Source organism: Pseudomonas sp. 21 (assembly GCF_000955805.1).
Taxonomy (GTDB): Bacteria; Pseudomonadota; Gammaproteobacteria; order Pseudomonadales; family Pseudomonadaceae; genus Pseudomonas.
Map to the genome: position 1 here is coordinate 479,208 of NZ_JYOA01000001.1, position 16,890 is coordinate 496,097.

Below are 16,890 nucleotides of genomic sequence, written 5' to 3' on the forward strand. Positions count from 1 at the left end.
GCGGGCGTCAGATTTCGAAGACTTCCATTTCCTTCAGCGTCTCGGCGATGGCTGCGACGGCGGCGCGCATGCCGCTGGCGTCGACCTGGCCGATGCAACCGACGCGGAAGGTTTCCACCTGGGTCAGCTTGCCCGGGTAGAGGATGAAGCCCTTCTCGCGCACCCGGTTGTAGAACTCGGTGAAGCTGTAGCGGGCATCGCTCGGGGCGTGGAAGGTGACGATGATGGGCGCCTGGATTTCCGCCGGCAGGAAGCTGCGGAACCCGAGCTCGGCCATCTCCGCCAGCAGAGTCTGACAATTGTTTGCGTAACGCTGATGACGGGCCGCGAGACCGCCCTCTTCCTCGTACTGGCTCAGCGCTTCGTGCAGCGCGGCAACCACGTGGGTTGGCGGGGTGAAGCGCCACTGGCCGGTCTTGGCCATGTAGGCGTGCTGGTCCTGCAGGTCCATGGACAGCGAGTGGCAGTTGCCGGCGCTGGCGTTCAGCGCGGACGTGCGGGCAAACACGAAGCCCATGCCCGGAACGCCTTCCAGGCACTTGCCGGAGGCAGCGATCAGCGCGTCGAAGGGAATGTGGCGGGCGTCGATGTCCAGCGCGCCGAAGGAGCTCATGGCATCGATGATCAGGCGCTTGCCGTGGGCCTCGATGACCTTGGCGATGTCCTGCAGCGGGTTGAGGATGCCGGTGCTGGTTTCGCAGTGGATCAGGGCGACGTGGGTGACGCTCGGGTCCGCGCTGAGCAGGCGGTCGACGTCGGCGGCGGTGGTCGGCACGTCCTCTTCGGTTTCGAAGGTGCTGAACTCGCGGCCGATCACCTGGCAGATCTTCGCCAGGCGCTTGCCGTAGGCGCCGTTGATCAGCACCAGCACCTTGCCGTCACGCGGCACCAGGGTGCCGATGGCGGCTTCGACGGAGAAGGTGCCGCTACCCTGCAGGGGCACGCAGGTGTGGCTCGCCTCGCCGTGGATGATCGCCAGCAGGCGCTTGCAGACGTCGGCGGTGAGGTCGTTGAAGTCGCGATCCCACGACCCCCAGTCGACCATCATGGCGCGACGGGTGCGGGGAGACGTGGTCAGCGGACCGGGAGTCAGCAGGATGGGGGCTCGCTCGGCAGTGCTCATGCTCGATTCCTCTTTCTTGGGAACGTCGTCAGGGCTGAATTCGGTTGGGCCGGGGCGGGTTCGCCGTGGCCTGGGCATAACTTGCCGGCCGGGCAGATATCGTTCAAATTGTTTATCACGATGCACTGCATAAGTCGGACATATACCTCATGAACCTCTTCCAGCTCCGCGCCTTTGACGCCGTCGCCCGCGAACGCAGCTTCACCCGTGCCGCCGAGCGCCTGTTCATCAGCCAGCCGGCCGTCACCGGCCACGTGAAGGCGCTGGAGGAGCACTACCAGGTCAACCTGTTCCGCCGCACCGCGCGCGGCGTGGAGCTGACAGAAGATGGCGTACGCCTGTCGGCCATCAGCCGCACGCTGTTCGCCCTGGAAGAGGAAGCCGAAGCCATGCTCGACGCCAGCCGCGAGCTGGTGACCGGGCGCATCGAGGTGGCCGCCGACGGCCCGCACCTGGTGATGCCTATGCTTGCCCGGCTACGCGCGCGCTACCCCGGCATCACCGTCAACCTGCGCCTGGGCAACGCGCAGGAAACCCTCGCCGCACTGATGGACGAGCACGTCGATATTGCCGTGCTGACCGAAGTGGAGCCGCGCGCCGGGCTGTTCCTGCGCGAGCTGGTGGAGTCGCGCATCTGCGCCCTGGTGCCGGCCAGCCATGCCTGGAGCGGGCACGCTGGCGAGCTGCCGCTGGGCGAGCTGGACCAGCAGATCATGGTCCTGCGCGAGCCCGACTCGATCACCCGCCGGACTTTCGATGCGGCCCGTTCAGCCCAAGCGGTCGAACCTCGCGTGCTGCTGGAGCTGGACAGCCGCGAAGCGGTGACCGAAGCGGTGGCGGCGGAACTGGGGATCGGCATCGTGTCGTCGCTGGAGGTCAGCCCGGACCCACGGGTGAAGGCGATTCCCTTGAGTGGCGCCGGGCTGCTCAATCGCCACGCCATCGGCTGCCTGGAACGGCGCAGGGGGTTGCGGGTGGTGAGTGCGTTTCTGGAGTTGGCGGAAGCCTGACCTCAGGTCCTGCGGGATGCGGTTCGCGAGCAAGCTCGCTCCCACAAGGGAAACTTCGGCGTATGCCCAATCTGTAGGAGCGAGCTTGCTCGCGAACCACCGACAGCCATGCCCTACTCCGCCGGCAAATCTTCCTTCACCAGATCGAGAAAAGTCGCCACGATCCGCCGCGTGCTCTGCTCACGCAGGCACACCAACGTCTCGCTCATGCGCCAGTGACAATCGAGAATCGGCAGCGCGTGTACGCGCGCATCCGCGCCCAGTTCGGCGGCCGAAACCACGCCCACACCAATCCCCACTGCCACCGCTTCCAGCGACGCCTCGCGACCTTCGACCTCGATGGCCGGACGAATACGCAGCCCGGCGCGGGCCATTTCCGCTTCAAGCATCTGCCGGGTCACCGAGCCCTGCTCGCGCAGCACCAGCGGCGTGTCATCCAGGTCAGCGAGCTGGATGGACTCGCGCCCGGCCCACGGATGGCCGCAGCCAACGAAGGCAACGATGGGATCGCTACGCAGGGTGAAGGTCAGCAGGCGCTCGTCCTGGACTTCACGCCCCAGCAGCGCGAGGTCGGCCTGGTAGTCGAACAGCCGTTGCAGGGATTCATCGGTATTGCCCGTCTCCAGCTTCACGCGGATACCCGGATGGCGTTGGCAGAAGCGGGCTATCTGCGGCAGCACGTGTACGGGTGCGTCCACCGCCAGGGTCAGGCTGCCGGTTTGCAGCGCGCTGGACTCCTGCAGCAGTTCCTGCGCCTCGGCCTCGATCACGAACAGCCGCTGGGTCACCGACAGCAGGCGTTCGCCCAGTTCGGTCAGGCGTACCGAACGCTTGTTGCGGTGGAACAGCAGCACACCGTAGCGCTCCTCCAGCTTGCGCACCTGGTCGGAAACCGCCGGCTGGGTGAGGAACAGACGCTCGGCAGCGCGGGTGAAGCTGCCGTGCACGGCGACGGCATGGAAGGCCTTGAGCTGAGCGTGGGAAACGGACATGGGAGCGCCTCTGCGGGAAGGTTCTGACCGCCTCCACGCCAGCAGACGGAAAGCGACTACAAGGTCATTCACGCAAAACACTAGCGTCATGGCGCCTTGTCATACAAGCCCAGCTTATTTTTGAAATCTGATAAATCGATTTCAGTTATTTATTCGAAATTGTTTCCATCCCTCCACCGACGCTCTCCCCCATCAGTGGAGCGGCGGCACAGAACAGCTGCAGCGTTTCTGACCCGCACCGCGAAGACGGTGCGACGTGCTCCCAGAACAAGAACAACAAACAGGCGTTACCCACTGACTGCCGGCACAGCACAACAACAACGAGGTCAGACCATGCTCAACCCTCACGGCATCGCATCGCCGCGCGCCTCCCTCGCCCGCTGGAAATGGCAGATCTTCGCCATCACCTGGCTGGCCTACGCGGCCTTCTACTTCACCCGCAAAGCCTTCTCGGTGGCCAAGCTCGGCATCGCCGAAGACCCCTCCTTCCATCTCGACAAGATCGCGATGGCCAACCTCGACGCCATCTACCTCACTGCCTACGCAGTAGGCCAGTTCACCTGGGGCGTCTTCGCCGACCGCTATGGCCCGCGCGTGGTGGTGTTCGGCGGCCTGCTGATCTCCGCCGCCGCCGCCCTGGTGATGGGCAGCTTCGCCACCCTGCCGATCTTCGCCACCTGCATGGTGGTCCAGGGCCTGGCGCAGTCCACCGGCTGGTCGGGGCTGTGCAAGAACATCGGCAGCTTCTTCGCCACCCACGAACGCGGCCGCGTGCTCGGGCTGTGGAGCACCTGCTACGCCTTCGGCGGACTGGTCGCCTCGCCCTTCGCCGGCTGGTGGGCCTATGAAGTGTTCGGCACCTGGCATGCGGCGTTCTACTCCACCGCCGCCGTGGTCGGTGCGGTCGCCATCCTGTTCCTGCTGCTGCAACGCAACCGTCCGCAGGACGTCGGCCTGCCGCCGGTGGAAGCCGATGTACAGCAACCCGAAGCGGTGAACTACGCCGGCTTCAAGCACGAGGGCGAAAACGGCAAGTCCCTGCGCATCCTCGGCAAGGTGCTGCGCAACCGCACCGTGCTGACCCTGGGCCTGGCGTACTTCCTGCTCAAGCCGGCACGCTACGCGATCCTGTTGTGGGGGCCGGTGATCGTCTACGAGCGCATGCCGGGGCTGGGCAAGGTCGGCGCGGCGATCCTGCCGTCAGCCTTCGAAGTCGCCGGGCTGCTCGGGCCGATCCTGATCGGCTACGCCTCGGACCGCATCTTCGGCGCGCGGCGCATGCCGGCCTGCGTGATCAGTCTGCTCGGCCTGACGGTGTGCCTGGCGCTGTTCGTCCCGGCGATGCAGACCGGCAGCAGTCTCATGGTCCTCGGCCTGCTGTTCATGATGGGCCTGACCCTTTACGGACCGGACTCCATGATCAGCGGCGCGGCCGCCGTGGACTTCGGCACCGGCGAAGCGGCCGGCACGGCAGCGGGTTTCGTCAACGGCTGCGGTTCCATCGGCGCGATCCTCGGCGGCCTGCTGCCGGGCTACTTCGACACCTACACCGTGTTCATCGGTTTCACCGTCACCGCGCTGATCGCCGCCGGCATCCTGATCCCGCACTGGAACAGCCGCCCGGAAGCGACCCGCCAGACTCAATCCGCCAGCGACGAACCCCGCCTGAACGCACGCCCCGTGCGCTCTTGAGTCCCGCTTGTCCCTCACCGGCCGGCTGAGGGTATGGGCGAGGCGCCCCGCGCGCCTCGCCCTTTTTTCATTGGCCCGTACACCCGCGGAACCACGGATGGGCTTGTGCCATCAGTCACAGCTGAATAACATTGATTATCATTTGAAAATTATTCCTGCTGGACGCCCTTGTGAGCACTTCCAACCTCGACGCGGTCTTCCTGGCCCAGCGCCTGCCTTTGCTGCGCACGCTCGTACGGATGGTGAAGAACCCGAGCATCGCCGAAGACCTGGTGCAGGAAACCTACCTGCGCGTCGCCCGCACCTTGCTCGAACGCCGCATCGATCACCTGGAACCCTTCCTCTTCCAGACCGGCCGAAACCTCGCCCTGGACCACCTGCGCCACCTGCGCATGCAGTCGCGGACCATGCTCGAGGACGTGCCTTTCGACGTGGTGCAGGCCGTGCCGGCGCCCGGCTCCAGCGCCGAGGACCAGTTGCACGCGGAGAAGCTGCTCGAACGCCTGGGTGCCACCCTCGAGGAACTCAGCGAGCGCCAGCAGCGCATCTTCATCCTCAGCCGCCTGCACGGCTGCGGCTACGCGGAGATCGCCGAGCAACTCGACATCTCGGCCAGCACGGTGCAGAAGGAACTGAAACTGATCATGGCGATCTGCGTCGGGCTGGTCAGCCGCCTCGAGGAATCGGTATGACGGACTACCGTTCGCCAGCCGATTCGACAACAATGCGCGGCTCACCACCCCAGCACCGCCCCGAGGATCGCCCCTTGCCCCACGCCGCTCCGCCCGACGACCAGCAGATGGCCGAAGCCCTCGACTGGCTGATCCTCGAGGACGACATGGACGCCGTCACCCGCGCGCGCTTCGAAGCCTGGCTCGCTGCCAGCGAAGGCAATGCGCAGGCTTACCAGCGCGTGCGCGACGCGTGGCAGTCGCCGTTGCTGCCGGTCGCCGCCGCGCGCCTGGAACGCAGGCAGGTGCAGGACAAGGTTCGCCCGCTGCATCGCAAACGACGTTTCCTGAAGCCCCTGGCAAGCGCAGCAGCGCTGGTGCTCGCCATCGGTGTCGTGGTCCAGGGCGACCTGCTGACGCGACTGCGCGCGGACCATCTCACCGCGGTCGGCGAACGCCAGAAAGTCCGGTTGGCCGACGGCTCGAACGTGCTGCTCAACACCGACACCGCGTTCTCCAGCAAGGTCGATGATCAGCAGCGCGTCGCCCGCCTCTACCGCGGCGAAGTCTTCTTCGACGTTGCCCATGACCGCAGTCGCCCCTTCGAGGTGGAAGCCGGGCCGGTGCAGGTCACGGTGCGCGGCACGGCGTTCGCCGTGCGCTACCTGGGCAACGAGGCGGAAGTCAGCGTGCAGCGCGGCGAAGTGGACCTGCGCACGCGCCTGGATGATGCCCGCGTCAGCCTCGGCGCCGGCGACAGCATCCGCGTCGGTCCGCAGGGCTTCGGCGAGCGCCAGCACGGCGCCGAGGCCGAATCCCAACTGGCCTGGGTGAAAGGACGCATGGTGTTCGAGAACTGCCCGCTCAGCCAGGTGCTGGCCGAATTGCGCCGCTACTACCCCGGCTGGATCGTCAACACCAACGAACGCCTGGATAACGTCAGCGTCACCGGCAACTGGCGCCTGGACGACCCGCTGGGCGTGGCGCGCTCGCTGGCGCAGATCACCTCCGCCGAACTGCACGAATACCCGAAACTGCTGATCCTCAACTGACCTCCTGTTACGGAGCAGGAAGTTTTTTTACGCGATTCGAAAGGCTCGTTCGTTTAGTCAGAAGCCAATGCAATAGATTCGCATTTACGAATGCGAACAAAGACTGACTAAGAGAGCCCTTCGATGACCATTGCTTCTTCGCGTGCCCCTCTGCGCCGGCTGTCCGCTCCGGCCAGCATCTCGCTGCTCGCCCTGTCCATCGGCCTCGCCAGCCTGCCGGCCACTTCCGCCCTCGCCGCCGAAGCCAGCCAGACCCAGGCCGGCTACAGCTTCGACATCGCCCGCCAACCGCTGCCCCAGGCATTGAACGCGTTCAGCGCGGTGACCGGCTGGCAGGTTGGCGTGGCCGCCGACCTGGCCGACGGCGTGGTGTCTCCGGGCGTCAGCGGCCGCCTGCCGGCGGAGCGCGCGCTGAAGAACCTGCTCGGCGGCACCGGCCTGACCGTGCGCCAGCTCGGCCCGCGCAACGTGGTGCTGGAGCGCAACCTCTCCTCCGTTGCCGAGATGCAGCCGCTCACCGTCACCGCGACCCTGAACGCCGGCCTCTACAACCTCACCGACAAGAAGTACTGGCTGTGGGATGACGTGCGCGGCTACGACGGCGTCGGCGAAGCCTCGGTACTGGCCCCGGCCAACCTCGACCGCCTGACCCAGCCGGGCCGCAACTTCGCGATCAACCTGGTGTGGGATATCTGATGCACTGATTGGCACGGGATTCCTGATGAACCCCGTGCCAGCTCCGTTCGCGAGCAAGCTCGCTCCTACAGATTTCGACGCTCTTCGTAGGAGCGAGCTTGCTCGCGAACCTGTCTCGCTCCGGCATCACCCATTGAACACGCGACTATCTTTACGCTTTCCCCGAACTCGTTCGTCTCGTCTGTAAAGACCTGTAATTTCAAGGAATTGGACATGACCACCCTGGAACTCCCCGCCCTGCGCTCGCAGCGCCTGAACGCGCTGACCCACGCCCCCCACGAGCGTCTCGACCACGCCGTGAAGGCCCGCGAGCCCTTCTCCAGCCGCGAGCGTTTCGCCCGCTTCGTGGTCGCCCAGTACCTGTTCCAGTCCGAGCTGCAGGCCCTGTACCAGGACGCCGAGCTGGGCAAGATCTTCCCCGACCTGCCGCAGCGTTGCCGCGCCGAACAGGCCCGCCTGGACCTGGCCGACCTCGACACCGAAGTGCCCGCACCGGTCGCCGGCGCTATCAGCAACCCGACCCAGGCCCACGCGCTGGGCTGGCTGTTCGTCTCCGAAGGCTCCAAGCTCGGCGCTGCCTTCCTGATCAAGCGCGTCGCCGCGCTGGGCCTGGACGAGAACACCGGCGCCCGTCACCTGGGCGAGCCCGAAGGCGGCCGTGCCGAAGGCTGGAAGCGCTTCACCCGTACCCTCGACGGCCTGGAGCTGAGCGAAGCCCAGGAGCGCGAAGCCGAAGCCGGCGCCGTGGCCGCTTTCGAGCGCTTCTCGCAACTGCTGCAACACAGCTACGACAGTGCTCCCGCCGCGGTCTGACGCCCTGGAGCGCGCGCCTGCCGATGCGGCGCGCGCCACTCCTTTCGGTCCCGCGCGCTCGCGGCTGGCCCGACTGGCATTTGCGTTGCTGGCGTACACCAGCCTCGGCGTGGGCATGGTGGGATTGGTGGTACCGGGGTTGCCGACCACCGAGTTCGTCCTGCTTGCTGCCTGGGCTGCGTCGAAGAGTTCGCCGCGCTTGTCCGCCTGGCTGGAGAACCACCGGCTGTTCGGTCCCATCCTGCACAACTGGCGCAATGGCCGCGCCGTTGCCCGCCGCGCCAAGATCAGCGCCAGCCTGGCGATGCTCGCCGCGCTGGCGATCATGCTGATCACCCTGCCCCACGGTATCTGGCTGTACGCCGTGATCCTCGGCATGGCGGTTGGCAATCTGTGGATCTGGTCGCGTCCGGATACGCCCAGGCCGTAGCCAGCGCACGGCAGCGGACTTATGCTGGAAGTCCGATCCTGCATTCTGTCCACGAGCCATGAACCAGCCCACCAGCAAAGTCGACGCCGTCCTCGCCGAGGCCCAGCGCCGCCGCGAAACCAGCTACCGCGAGAAAGCCCTGAAGATGTACCCCTGGATCTGCGGGCGCTGCGCCCGCGAGTTCAGCGGCGTGCGCCTGCGCGAGCTGACCGTCCACCACCGCGACCACAATCACGACAACAACCCCGAGGATGGCTCCAACTGGGAGTTGCTGTGCCTGTTCTGCCACGACAACGAGCACCAGCGGCAGGTGGACCTGCATTACCAGAACAGCAATGACGCGGGCGCAAAAGGGCCCAAGGTCACCCACAAGGGACTGGCCGGGCTGGCGGACCTGCTGAAGAAGAAGGACGACGGGCAGGCGTGAATCCCACGCCGCCACTGTAGGAGCGGACTCTGTCCGCGATGGCTTCCCCCAGCTCCCTGTTCGATTGGAGCGGCGGCGGTTCGATCGCGGACGAAGTCCGCTCCTACCCCACCGGCCACCATTGGGCATGCACCTGTAGGAGCGAGCTTGCTCGCGAACAACCTCCGCTGCGGACCCGCTTCGCGAGCAAGCTCGCTCCTACAAACCAGTCCGCGCGATGGAGACTTCAGCGCAGGCCGGCAACGATCTCCAGCGAACGCAGGCGCAATTCGTGGTCGTAGATATCGCTGGTGAAAATGATCTCGTCCACGCCAGTCTGCTCCAGCAGGATCTCCAGGCGGCTGCGCACCTTCTCCGGACCACCGATCACCGCCAGCCCGAAGAAGTTGCCGACAGCATCCTGCTCATGGGGTAGCCACAGCCCGGCCATGCTCGGCACTGGCGGCTTCTGCTTCAGGCTGTCGCCACGGATCAGCGCCAGCACACGCTGGAAGGCGGTGGTCGCCAGGTATTCGGCCTCTTCGTCGGTCGGCGCGGCCACCAGCGGCACACCAATCATGGCGTAGGGCTTGTCGAGCACTGCAGAGGGCTGGAAGTTCTCGCGGTAGATGCGCAGCGCGTCATGCAGGTAGCGCGGCGCGAAGTGCGAAGCGAAGGCGTAAGGCAGGCCTTTCTGCGCGGCCAGATGGGCGCTGAACAGGCTGGAGCCCAGTAGCCAGATCGGCACGTTGGTGCCCTCCCCCGGAATCGCCAGCAGCGACTGCTGGGAACGGCGCGGGCCGAGGAGCATTTCCAGCTCGGCGACCTGCTCGGGGAAGTCCGCACCATCGCCCAGGCGGTCACGGCGCAGCGCGCGCATGGTCGCCTGGTCGGCACCCGGTGCGCGGCCCAGGCCCAGGTCGATGCGGCCCGGATACAGCGTTTCCAGGGTGCCGAAGTTCTCCGCCACCACCAGCGGCGGATGGTTGGGCAGCATCACGCCGCCGGAGCCGACGCGGATGCGCTCGGTCTTGCCCGCGATGTGGCCGATCAACACGGCAGTGGCCGAGCTGGCGATCCCGTCCATGTTGTGGTGCTCCGCCAGCCAGTAGCGGGTAAAGCCCAGGTGCTCGACGTGCCGGGCAACCTCGACGGCGTTGTGCAACGCCTCGGCAGCGGTGCCCTGGTCGCGCACAGGCACCAGATCAAGCATGGAGAAGGCAATATCTGACAGGGACTTCATAGGTACTCCGATTCGGGTCACGCAAGCGCCTACACGCAACGCCGCGGACATGACTTTGACCGTGACTCTATCGAGGCACTCCACGCCTGGCCACTTGTCGGGATCGATAGTGCTCATGCCGGCGAGTGATAAAGGCGCGCAGGCGCGTTGCCATCACCTGTTCACGGGACAGTCACCGCGCTGTCATGCCAGACCGCCAGAATGCCCTGGCGCTGAAGGACCAGCGCCCCATCTCTACGGGAATCCGCCGATACTCCTCCCCAGGCAACGGCGAGATCCTGTGGCCTACGAAGCAAAAAGCCCGCATCCGTGCGGGCTTTTTGCTTTGTCATCGCCAGATACGTCAGTCGCGGTTCTTCACCATTTCGAAGAGCTTCAGGCGGTCGCTGATTTCCTGCAGGGTGTGGCGGAACGGGTCGTGCTGTTCGCTGTGGGCCGGGTCGACGAAGTTCCACACGATCACTTCGCTGGAGGTCGGCAGCTCGTCGCCTTCGTCAGTGGACTTGTCGCACAGGTCGATCAGGTAATCGAAGTGCTGGCCGTGGAATTCGTCGATGGACTTGCTGCGCAGGCCTTCGGCAGAGATCCCCGCGTGCTCCAGCACGTTTCGCGCACGCGGGTCGATGGCGGTCGGACGGATGCCCGCGCTGAAGGCTTCGAAGTGTTCGCCATCGGTGTGCCGCAACAGCGCTTCGGCCATCGGCGAGCGGGCGTCGTTGGCGACACAGACGAACAGGACTCGGCGTTTCTCGGTCATCTTTACCTCGGCACGGGGTCGGCTATGCGCCCCTTATACGTCAGGTTTTATGACAGGGCCGTGTCAGCGGCATGAAGGCTCACAACACGATGTAGTCGCTGCGCTGCACGATGCCGCGGCTCTCGCCCTCCACCAGGTGCACGTAGCGCCCGCCGATCTGGTCGACGGCGATGCAGTCGTCGACGTCGATCACCGCGTCGGTGTGCGCCTTGTCCCAGCTGCGCGGCATGCGCCGCTTGGCGCGCACCTTGGCATCGGCGGCATCACGGGCCGCCACCAGGACGTACTGGTGTGCCTCGCCAAAGCTGCCCAGCTCATAGCCGCCCAGGTTGACGAAGAACAGCCGCTGCTCGCCCGGCGCCGGCATCGCCTCGCTGAACTCGACGCGGTAGGCCTCGACACCGTCCACCTCCAGCCAGGAGTCGATGTGCAGGCCATCCGGGCTGCCGAACCAGGCCTCGCGCAATTGCGGGTAGGTGGATTTCAGGTTGTCGCCAATGACGAAGGCCACGTCATGGACCTCGATCCGCGCGCGCGGATGGCGTCCCCCCAGCATGACTACGAACAGCATTTCAGACCCTTCCCAGGTTTCAGACTGGCTCTGACAGATTCGTCAGGCGGCAGGTTCAATCTACTGGCGGATAAATGGCCATCCGTCAGCCAACCCGGTGGGTGGCAAGCGCTATATAGAAAGTTATATTCTGAATCTTCGTTTCACTGCCCCGATGTTTTCCCATGCCCCAGACCGCGCCTGCCCCGACGCGCCGCCGAATGCGCCCGGCCCTCAGCATCCGTGACCGCAACCGCCAGCGCATCCTGCTGGCCGCCGGCGAAGAATTCGCCGAGAAGGGCTTCGCCGCCGCCAAGACCCAGGACATCGCCAGCCGCGCCGAACTCCCTAAATCCAACGTCTACTACTACTTCCAGAGCAAGGAGAACCTCTACCTGCGCCTGCTGGAAAACGTGGTGGACGCAGTGCTGCAAGCCGCCGCCCTGCTGCGCGAGTGTGACGACCCTGCCTGGGCGCTGCCCGCGCACATCCGCGCGCGCCTGCACATCGCCCGGCAGTGGCCGCACGCCTACAAGGTGTTCGCCAGCGAGATGCTCCACGGCGCGCCGCACCTGCCGCCGGAGTGGCTGCAGCGCCTGCGCACGGAGTCGCGCCGCAACGTCGAGTGCATCGCCTCCTGGATCGACCGTGGCCTGCTCGCCCCGGTAGACCCGCAGCACCTGCTGCTGAGCATCTCCGCGGCCACCCGCACCTACGTCGATTTCGACTGGCAGATCGCGATGATCACCGGAAAGGCGCAGCCCGCGGCCGATGACTTCGACGCAGCGGCAGCGACCATCACCCGCCTGGTCCTGCGCGGCACTGCGCCGGAGCCGGCCGCACGCCTGCGCCCCTTGCCGCTGTAGCGCCCGGCGCTGGCTGCACTAATCTGAGAATGTCCGCACGGCTTCGCGCCGTGCCTGCATTCGTCTGGGAGACGCCATGAAATCGCTACTGATCGCCGCATCGCTGATGATCGTTGTGCAGCCCGCCTTTGCCGCCATCCCCATGCTCAACTACGACTGCCCGAACGATATCCAGATCCACACCGACGAGAACGGGCCGGTCTACATCAATGGCCAGGAAGCCAAGGTCACGCAGAACACCGACAGCACCGTGGTCGCCAAGGGTGAAGGTGTGACCGTGCAGATCAGCACCAACGACGACGGCACCGTCAGCGTCTCCTACACCGGCCCGAACGGCGACAGCGGCGTCTGCGACCCCGCCGAGGGCGACTGAACAAGCGCTACGGCGCTCGCCCCAGGCAGCGTTGGTAGCGCTCGTCCACGCGCTGGGCGAACCAGGCGGTGGTGAGCTGGCGGGTGATCTTCGGGCTGTGCAGCGTGATGCCCGGCAGCATCGCCCGCGGCATCGGCTTGCCAGCGGAGCGTTCGGCCAGCGCGAAGACCTTGGTGTAGAGCTCCGACTGGGTGAACTCCGGCTTGTCGCCCAGTTCCAGGTCGCGGCGGATTTCCCGCTCGCTCATGCCCAGTTTCGGCCCCAGGGTGCGCACCGCCTTCTCGGTGCTGCCGGCATCACGGCTGCCATAGAGGATCACGTCCCCGTCCAGTGCCAGGGTAATACCGGTGAGATCCGCCACCACGCGCTGGAACGCCGCGTTGCGGCTGGCGTACCAGCCGGCGTTGAAGTCGGCGAAACGGTACAGCTGACGCGGGTAGTTCACCGGGTAGCCGAGCAGGTGGGCGATGCCGAAGTACATGCCGCCGCGACGGCTGAACACCTCGCGGCGGATGCTGCCGTCCACCGGGTACGGATAACCCTCGGCATGGGCCTGGGCGAATTCGATGCTGACCTGCATGGGGCCACCGGTATGGACCGGGTTGAAGCGGCCGAACAACTGCTGGCCCAGCGGTACGCCGCCGATGAAGTCATCGAAGATCGCGCTCAGCTCCCGCTCGGTTTTCGCGCTCGCCAGGCGCTGGCTGTAGGTGCGGCCGTTCGGCGATTTCAGCGCGAGCGCGGTATCGATGAGGAAACCCGGCACATGGACCTTGCTCGCACGCCGGTCGATCTCGGCGCGGGCGATCTTGCCCAGCCCCGGTACGGGCGGGTCGGCCTTGAAGGTGGACTCCTGCTCGGTGATCGCCACCACGGAGCAAAGGTTTTCGGTGGTCGCCGGAATACGCTGGGTGGTGAAGGCGACCTGGATGTCCTTCGCCCAGCCCTGGCGGTCGGACGCGCCAGCGGGAATCAGCCTGGCCAGCTTGCCGCGCACCTCTTCCGGCGTCGGCTCCGGCACGCTCGGCGCGCGGCTGCCGCAGCCGGCCAGCGCCAGCAGCGCGGCCACGCCCAGCAGTTGAATGAATCGAGATGAAGGCCTTTTCAGGCTGAGTGAATCTGCCGTCAGGGCAGCCGCAGTCATAGTCCGTTCCTTGCTTGAAGTCCGCCTACAGGACCGGTGCGCAACGGCACAGGTTCCCTGGCATTGTCAGGCAAGCACGGATTTCAGCGCCAGGCCAGGCGCCGCAGGTTCAGGCTCCAGCCGCGCTGCATGCCGGCGGCGGCCAGCAGAATGGCGACCACGCCCAGCCATTGCAACGGGGTCAGGCGGTGGCCGAAGGCGAACCAGTCGACGAAGATCGCGGCAATCGGGTAGATGAACGACAGCGCGCCGGTCAGCGCCGTCGGCAGCTTCTGGATCGCGCCATAGAGCAACACGTACATGATCCCGGTGTGCACGATACCCAGGGTCGCCAGGCTGGCCCAGGCGCTGGTGGCCTGCGGCAGCGGAGAGAGGTTCGCCCAGGGCGCCAGCAGCAGGATGCCGGTCATAGCCTGGATCAGCGCGATCAGGTGCGGCGGCACGCCGGTCAGGCGCTTGATGATCAGCGCCGCCACCGCATACAGGGCCGCCGCACCGAGGGCCAGGACGATGCCGCCCAGATAGTCGCTACCCACCTGCCCCGCTTCACCATGCGCGCTGACGATGGCCAGCATGCCGACGAAGGAAACGCCGAGCCAGGCGAGCTTTTGCGCGGTGACCTTCTCGCCGAGGAACAGCGCGCCCAGCAACACCAGCAGGAACGGCTGCACGTTGTAGACCGCCGTGCCGATGGCGATGGACGCCCGCGAGTAGGAACCGAACAGCAGCACCCAGTTGCCGACGATGGCCGCGCCGCTGAGCAGCGCCAGGCCAAAGGTGGCGCGGGTGAGAATGCCGGGGCGCAGGAAGCCCATGGCCGCGCAGATCACCAGCAGGGTGGCGGCGCCGAACACACAGCGCCAGAACACCACGTCCAGCACCGGCTGGCCCGAGACCACCACCAGCCAGCCGATGGTGCCGCAGATCAGCATGGCGCTGATCATTTCCAGGGTGCCGCGCCTGATTTGCTCGTTCATGGTTCACCTCCGCTTGTTGGTGACCAGTATGAACAGGTGGATTCCTGCACTCCATCGCCTGACGCAGGCAAAGCTGGCCGTTCACCTTTACTATCAAGGCAATTCTCCGACTTTACCTTTCGAGACCAAGATGACCGACGACATCGACCAACTGCTGATCGCCGCACTGATGGAAGACTCGCGCCTGTCCCTCAAGGCCCTGGCCCAGGCCAGCGGCCTGAGCTCCCCCAGCGTCGCCGAACGCCTGCGCAAGCTCGAAGAGCGCCAGGTGATCACCGGCTACACGGTGAACGTCGACCCTCGTGCCTTCGGCTACCAGCTACAGGCCATCGTCCGTGTGCGCCCGCTGCCGGGGAAATTGCAGGAAGTGGAGAAGCAGATCCTGGCGATCCCCGAATTCACCGAGTGTGACAAGGTCACCGGCGAGGATTGCTTCTACGCGCGGATGTGCGTGCGCTCCATGGAGCAGTTGGACGAGATCCTGGATCACCTCAATGGCTTCGCCGAGACCAACACGGCCATCGTCAAGAAGAGCCCGGTGAAGCGGCGATTGCCGCCGATGGCGTGAAACGGCTTTTGGGGGCAAGCGGCGGTTCGCGAGCAAGCTCGCTCCTACAAAGAGCGCGCTGGCCCGACCTGTAGGAGCGAGCTTGCTCGCGAACCATCGGCAGTCAAATGAAAAAGGCCCCTTGCGGGGCCTTTGTCGTTTACGGGCTTAGCGCGATGCCTTGCGGCGCAGCGCCGAGGGGCTGAAGTTGGAATCGTCCGGCGCCGGCTGGCTGAAGTCAGCGGTGCCAGGTTCTTCGTTGTCCAGCCACTGGATGCTGTAGCGGTGCGCCTGGAGATCATGGAAGGTGTCCAGCGCGGTCCACACCATCGGCTGCTCGTAGAAGCTCTTCAGGTACGCCAGCGACACACGCCACAGCTCGCCGCGGCCGTCGTACTGGTCCACCACGGCGGCGCCCCAGCTGTCCTCGTCGAGGTACAGGGTGCGGCGCGAGTAGATGTGCCGCGCGCCGGGTTTCAGCTTGCCGTCCACTACCCACACGCGGTGCAGCTCGTAGCGGGTGTACTTGGGATTGACGTGGCCGGGGGTGAGCAGGTCCTTGTACTTAACCTCCGGGCTGGTGATCTGGTAGTTGTTGTAGGGGATGTAGATTTCCTTCTTGCCCACCAGGGTCCAGTCGTAGCGGTCCGGCGCGCCGTTGTACATGTCGGTATCGTCGGCGGTGCGCAGGCCATCGGAGTCTTCGATGGGGGTGTCGTAGGCCAGCGTCGGGGCGCGGCGCACGCGACGCTGGCCGGGGTTGTAGCCCCAGGCCTGGCGCGGTTCCTTGACCTGGTCGAGGGTCTCCTGCACCAGTGCTCCGTTACCCGCCAGGCGGGCCGGGGCGGTGGTGAAGGTCATGTAGTAGAACATGGTGTTGCCGAGCTTCTCGAAGCTGCCCTTGGGGTCGTAGAAGCGGAACAGCGCCTCGTCCTGCGAGGTCACCAGCGCGTACGCACCATTGCGCTGCACACCGGCCTGGGAAGAACGCCGCACGATGTAGGTGCCACGGTAGCGGGCAATGTGGTTCCACACCGCTTCCACGCCGCTCTGCGGGATCGGGAACGGCACGCCGCCGTAGGCGTCGGAGAAGCCGTTGCCGCCCTCCACCAGCTTGGCACTGGTGGCGTTCTTGTAGATGTTGTCGTAGATCCACTGCGGCGCCGAGCCGGTGCGGTGGGTCTCGTAGACCGGCATCTGGTAGGTGTCCGGGTAGGCGTTGAACAACGCGATCTGCCCCGCCGTCAGGTTCGCCTTGTACTGGTCCAGGTTGGCCTTGGTGATGACGAACTTGGGCTTCTCGCCGGCGAAGGGGTCGACGTGGTGCGCACCCGGCCCCTTGTAGCCGGCGGGTGCCGAGGTCAGGCCGCCGCTCCAGGCGGGAATGCTGCCGGCGGAGTTGCCGGCCTTCTCCGCGCCCATGGGCGTCAGACTGCTCTTCAGCTGGGCGGCCTGGTCGGCCGAGACGGCAGCACGCGCATCGGTGACGGCCAGGGCCGTCAGCGTGGCAAGGACGATCAGGGAACTCTTCTTGTACATGGTCCTCTC

At 65.9% G+C, this 16,890-nt stretch carries 18 protein-coding genes and 2 pseudogenes; 12 read left to right on the forward strand and 8 right to left on the reverse strand.

Features of this window, described 5'->3' with window-relative positions:
• Positions 1-7: 7 nt before the first annotated feature.
• On the reverse strand, positions 8-1,123 hold the full coding sequence (locus UB43_RS02075; RefSeq protein WP_045207912.1) for a 2-aminoethylphosphonate--pyruvate transaminase: 1,116 nt from the start codon (positions 1,121-1,123) through the stop codon (positions 8-10).
• Between the two features lie 149 nt (positions 1,124-1,272).
• Here UB43_RS02075 and UB43_RS02080 point away from each other — a divergent pair, with 149 nt between their 5' ends.
• Positions 1,273-2,133: a LysR substrate-binding domain-containing protein gene (locus tag UB43_RS02080; RefSeq protein WP_045207914.1), complete on the forward strand. Its 861-nt coding sequence runs from the start codon at positions 1,273-1,275 to the stop codon at positions 2,131-2,133.
• A gap of 113 nt (positions 2,134-2,246) precedes the next feature.
• Here UB43_RS02080 and UB43_RS02085 read toward each other — a convergent pair whose 3' ends face one another.
• On the reverse strand, positions 2,247-3,125 hold the full coding sequence (locus UB43_RS02085) for a LysR substrate-binding domain-containing protein (protein WP_045207916.1): 879 nt from the start codon (positions 3,123-3,125) through the stop codon (positions 2,247-2,249).
• A gap of 333 nt (positions 3,126-3,458) precedes the next feature.
• Here UB43_RS02085 and UB43_RS02090 point away from each other — a divergent pair, with 333 nt between their 5' ends.
• The 8 genes and pseudogenes from UB43_RS02090 to UB43_RS02120 all read left to right on the forward strand — a co-directional run bounded on the left by UB43_RS02090 (position 3,459) and on the right by UB43_RS02120 (position 8,906).
• Positions 3,459-4,817: an MFS transporter gene (locus tag UB43_RS02090; protein ID WP_045207918.1), complete on the forward strand. Its 1,359-nt coding sequence runs from the start codon at positions 3,459-3,461 to the stop codon at positions 4,815-4,817.
• A gap of 170 nt (positions 4,818-4,987) precedes the next feature.
• Entirely contained in the window at positions 4,988-5,509 is a 522-nt protein-coding gene (locus UB43_RS02095; RefSeq protein ID WP_045207920.1) for an RNA polymerase sigma factor, read from the forward strand.
• A gap of 107 nt (positions 5,510-5,616) precedes the next feature.
• Positions 5,617-6,540, forward strand: coding sequence for a FecR domain-containing protein (locus UB43_RS02100; RefSeq protein ID WP_045208870.1), 924 nt, complete (start codon positions 5,617-5,619; stop codon positions 6,538-6,540).
• 123 nt (positions 6,541-6,663) lie between these two features.
• A pseudogene (locus tag UB43_RS30230) lies at positions 6,664-7,011 on the forward strand (STN domain-containing protein); the annotation flags it as partial.
• Positions 7,012-7,053: 42 nt separating this feature from the next.
• Positions 7,054-7,236 (forward strand): annotated as a pseudogene (locus tag UB43_RS29990) (hypothetical protein); the annotation flags it as partial.
• Between the two features lie 213 nt (positions 7,237-7,449).
• Positions 7,450-8,049 (forward strand): biliverdin-producing heme oxygenase, encoded by a 600-nt coding sequence (locus UB43_RS02110; protein WP_045207926.1) that lies wholly within the window; start codon positions 7,450-7,452, stop codon positions 8,047-8,049.
• Positions 8,050-8,113: 64 nt separating this feature from the next.
• Positions 8,114-8,479: a YbaN family protein gene (locus tag UB43_RS02115; protein ID WP_256204889.1), complete on the forward strand. Its 366-nt coding sequence runs from the start codon at positions 8,114-8,116 to the stop codon at positions 8,477-8,479.
• Between the two features lie 58 nt (positions 8,480-8,537).
• Entirely contained in the window at positions 8,538-8,906 is a 369-nt protein-coding gene (locus UB43_RS02120; protein ID WP_045207929.1) for a YajD family HNH nuclease, read from the forward strand.
• Positions 8,907-9,132: 226 nt separating this feature from the next.
• Here the strand turns inward: UB43_RS02120 and UB43_RS02125 are convergent, their stop codons facing one another.
• From UB43_RS02125 to UB43_RS02135, 3 genes are all read right to left on the reverse strand, one after another.
• Positions 9,133-10,128 (reverse strand): LLM class flavin-dependent oxidoreductase, encoded by a 996-nt coding sequence (locus UB43_RS02125; protein WP_045207932.1) that lies wholly within the window; start codon positions 10,126-10,128, stop codon positions 9,133-9,135.
• Between the two features lie 343 nt (positions 10,129-10,471).
• Positions 10,472-10,885, reverse strand: a complete 414-nt coding sequence (locus tag UB43_RS02130) for an arsenate reductase ArsC (protein ID WP_045207935.1) — start codon at positions 10,883-10,885, stop codon at positions 10,472-10,474.
• A gap of 79 nt (positions 10,886-10,964) precedes the next feature.
• The gene (locus UB43_RS02135) at positions 10,965-11,456 is read right to left on the reverse strand and encodes a DUF1543 domain-containing protein (RefSeq protein ID WP_045207937.1); all 492 of its coding nucleotides are present in this window, start codon (positions 11,454-11,456) and stop codon (positions 10,965-10,967) included.
• Between the two features lie 200 nt (positions 11,457-11,656).
• Between UB43_RS02135 and UB43_RS02140 the strand changes: the two genes are divergently transcribed.
• Positions 11,657-12,301, forward strand: coding sequence for a TetR/AcrR family transcriptional regulator (locus tag UB43_RS02140; RefSeq protein ID WP_045207940.1), 645 nt, complete (start codon positions 11,657-11,659; stop codon positions 12,299-12,301).
• Between the two features lie 76 nt (positions 12,302-12,377).
• On the forward strand, positions 12,378-12,674 hold the full coding sequence (locus UB43_RS02145; RefSeq protein ID WP_045207943.1) for a hypothetical protein: 297 nt from the start codon (positions 12,378-12,380) through the stop codon (positions 12,672-12,674).
• 7 nt (positions 12,675-12,681) lie between these two features.
• Here UB43_RS02145 and UB43_RS02150 read toward each other — a convergent pair whose 3' ends face one another.
• Complete coding sequence (locus UB43_RS02150; protein ID WP_371318984.1) at positions 12,682-13,818, reverse strand: DUF1615 domain-containing protein; 1,137 nt, start codon at positions 13,816-13,818, stop codon at positions 12,682-12,684.
• Positions 13,819-13,901: 83 nt separating this feature from the next.
• Positions 13,902-14,795 carry a DMT family transporter gene (locus UB43_RS02155; protein WP_045207945.1) on the reverse strand — a complete coding sequence of 298 codons (894 nt, stop codon included), beginning with the start codon at positions 14,793-14,795 and terminating at the stop codon, positions 13,902-13,904.
• A gap of 130 nt (positions 14,796-14,925) precedes the next feature.
• Between UB43_RS02155 and UB43_RS02160 the strand changes: the two genes are divergently transcribed.
• Positions 14,926-15,363: an Lrp/AsnC family transcriptional regulator gene (locus UB43_RS02160; protein WP_045207948.1), complete on the forward strand. Its 438-nt coding sequence runs from the start codon at positions 14,926-14,928 to the stop codon at positions 15,361-15,363.
• 147 nt (positions 15,364-15,510) lie between these two features.
• On the opposite strand, the gene UB43_RS02165 is transcribed toward UB43_RS02160, so the two are convergent.
• Positions 15,511-16,881 carry a DUF1329 domain-containing protein gene (locus UB43_RS02165; RefSeq protein WP_045207950.1) on the reverse strand — a complete coding sequence of 457 codons (1,371 nt, stop codon included), beginning with the start codon at positions 16,879-16,881 and terminating at the stop codon, positions 15,511-15,513.
• Positions 16,882-16,890: the final 9 nt, after the last annotated feature.

Bases quoted from the DNA above. Each gene is read 5' to 3' on its own strand.
- UB43_RS02075 (WP_045207912.1), bottom strand. From the start codon at position 1,123: ATGAGCACTGCCGAGCGAGCCCCCATCCTGCTGACTCCCGGTCCGCTG.
- UB43_RS02080 (WP_045207914.1), top strand. From the start codon at position 1,273: ATGAACCTCTTCCAGCTCCGCGCCTTTGACGCCGTCGCCCGCGAACGC.
- UB43_RS02085 (WP_045207916.1), bottom strand. From the start codon at position 3,125: ATGTCCGTTTCCCACGCTCAGCTCAAGGCCTTCCATGCCGTCGCCGTG.
- UB43_RS02090 (WP_045207918.1), top strand. From the start codon at position 3,459: ATGCTCAACCCTCACGGCATCGCATCGCCGCGCGCCTCCCTCGCCCGC.
- UB43_RS02100 (WP_045208870.1), top strand. From the start codon at position 5,617: ATGGCCGAAGCCCTCGACTGGCTGATCCTCGAGGACGACATGGACGCC.
- UB43_RS02110 (WP_045207926.1), top strand. From the start codon at position 7,450: ATGACCACCCTGGAACTCCCCGCCCTGCGCTCGCAGCGCCTGAACGCG.
- UB43_RS02120 (WP_045207929.1), top strand. From the start codon at position 8,538: ATGAACCAGCCCACCAGCAAAGTCGACGCCGTCCTCGCCGAGGCCCAG.
- UB43_RS02125 (WP_045207932.1), bottom strand. From the start codon at position 10,128: ATGAAGTCCCTGTCAGATATTGCCTTCTCCATGCTTGATCTGGTGCCT.
- UB43_RS02130 (WP_045207935.1), bottom strand. From the start codon at position 10,885: ATGACCGAGAAACGCCGAGTCCTGTTCGTCTGTGTCGCCAACGACGCC.
- UB43_RS02135 (WP_045207937.1), bottom strand. From the start codon at position 11,456: ATGCTGTTCGTAGTCATGCTGGGGGGACGCCATCCGCGCGCGCGGATC.
- UB43_RS02140 (WP_045207940.1), top strand. From the start codon at position 11,657: ATGCGCCCGGCCCTCAGCATCCGTGACCGCAACCGCCAGCGCATCCTG.
- UB43_RS02145 (WP_045207943.1), top strand. From the start codon at position 12,378: ATGAAATCGCTACTGATCGCCGCATCGCTGATGATCGTTGTGCAGCCC.
- UB43_RS02150 (WP_371318984.1), bottom strand. From the start codon at position 13,818: ATGACTGCGGCTGCCCTGACGGCAGATTCACTCAGCCTGAAAAGGCCT.
- UB43_RS02155 (WP_045207945.1), bottom strand. From the start codon at position 14,795: ATGAACGAGCAAATCAGGCGCGGCACCCTGGAAATGATCAGCGCCATG.
- UB43_RS02160 (WP_045207948.1), top strand. From the start codon at position 14,926: ATGACCGACGACATCGACCAACTGCTGATCGCCGCACTGATGGAAGAC.
- UB43_RS02165 (WP_045207950.1), bottom strand. From the start codon at position 16,881: ATGTACAAGAAGAGTTCCCTGATCGTCCTTGCCACGCTGACGGCCCTG.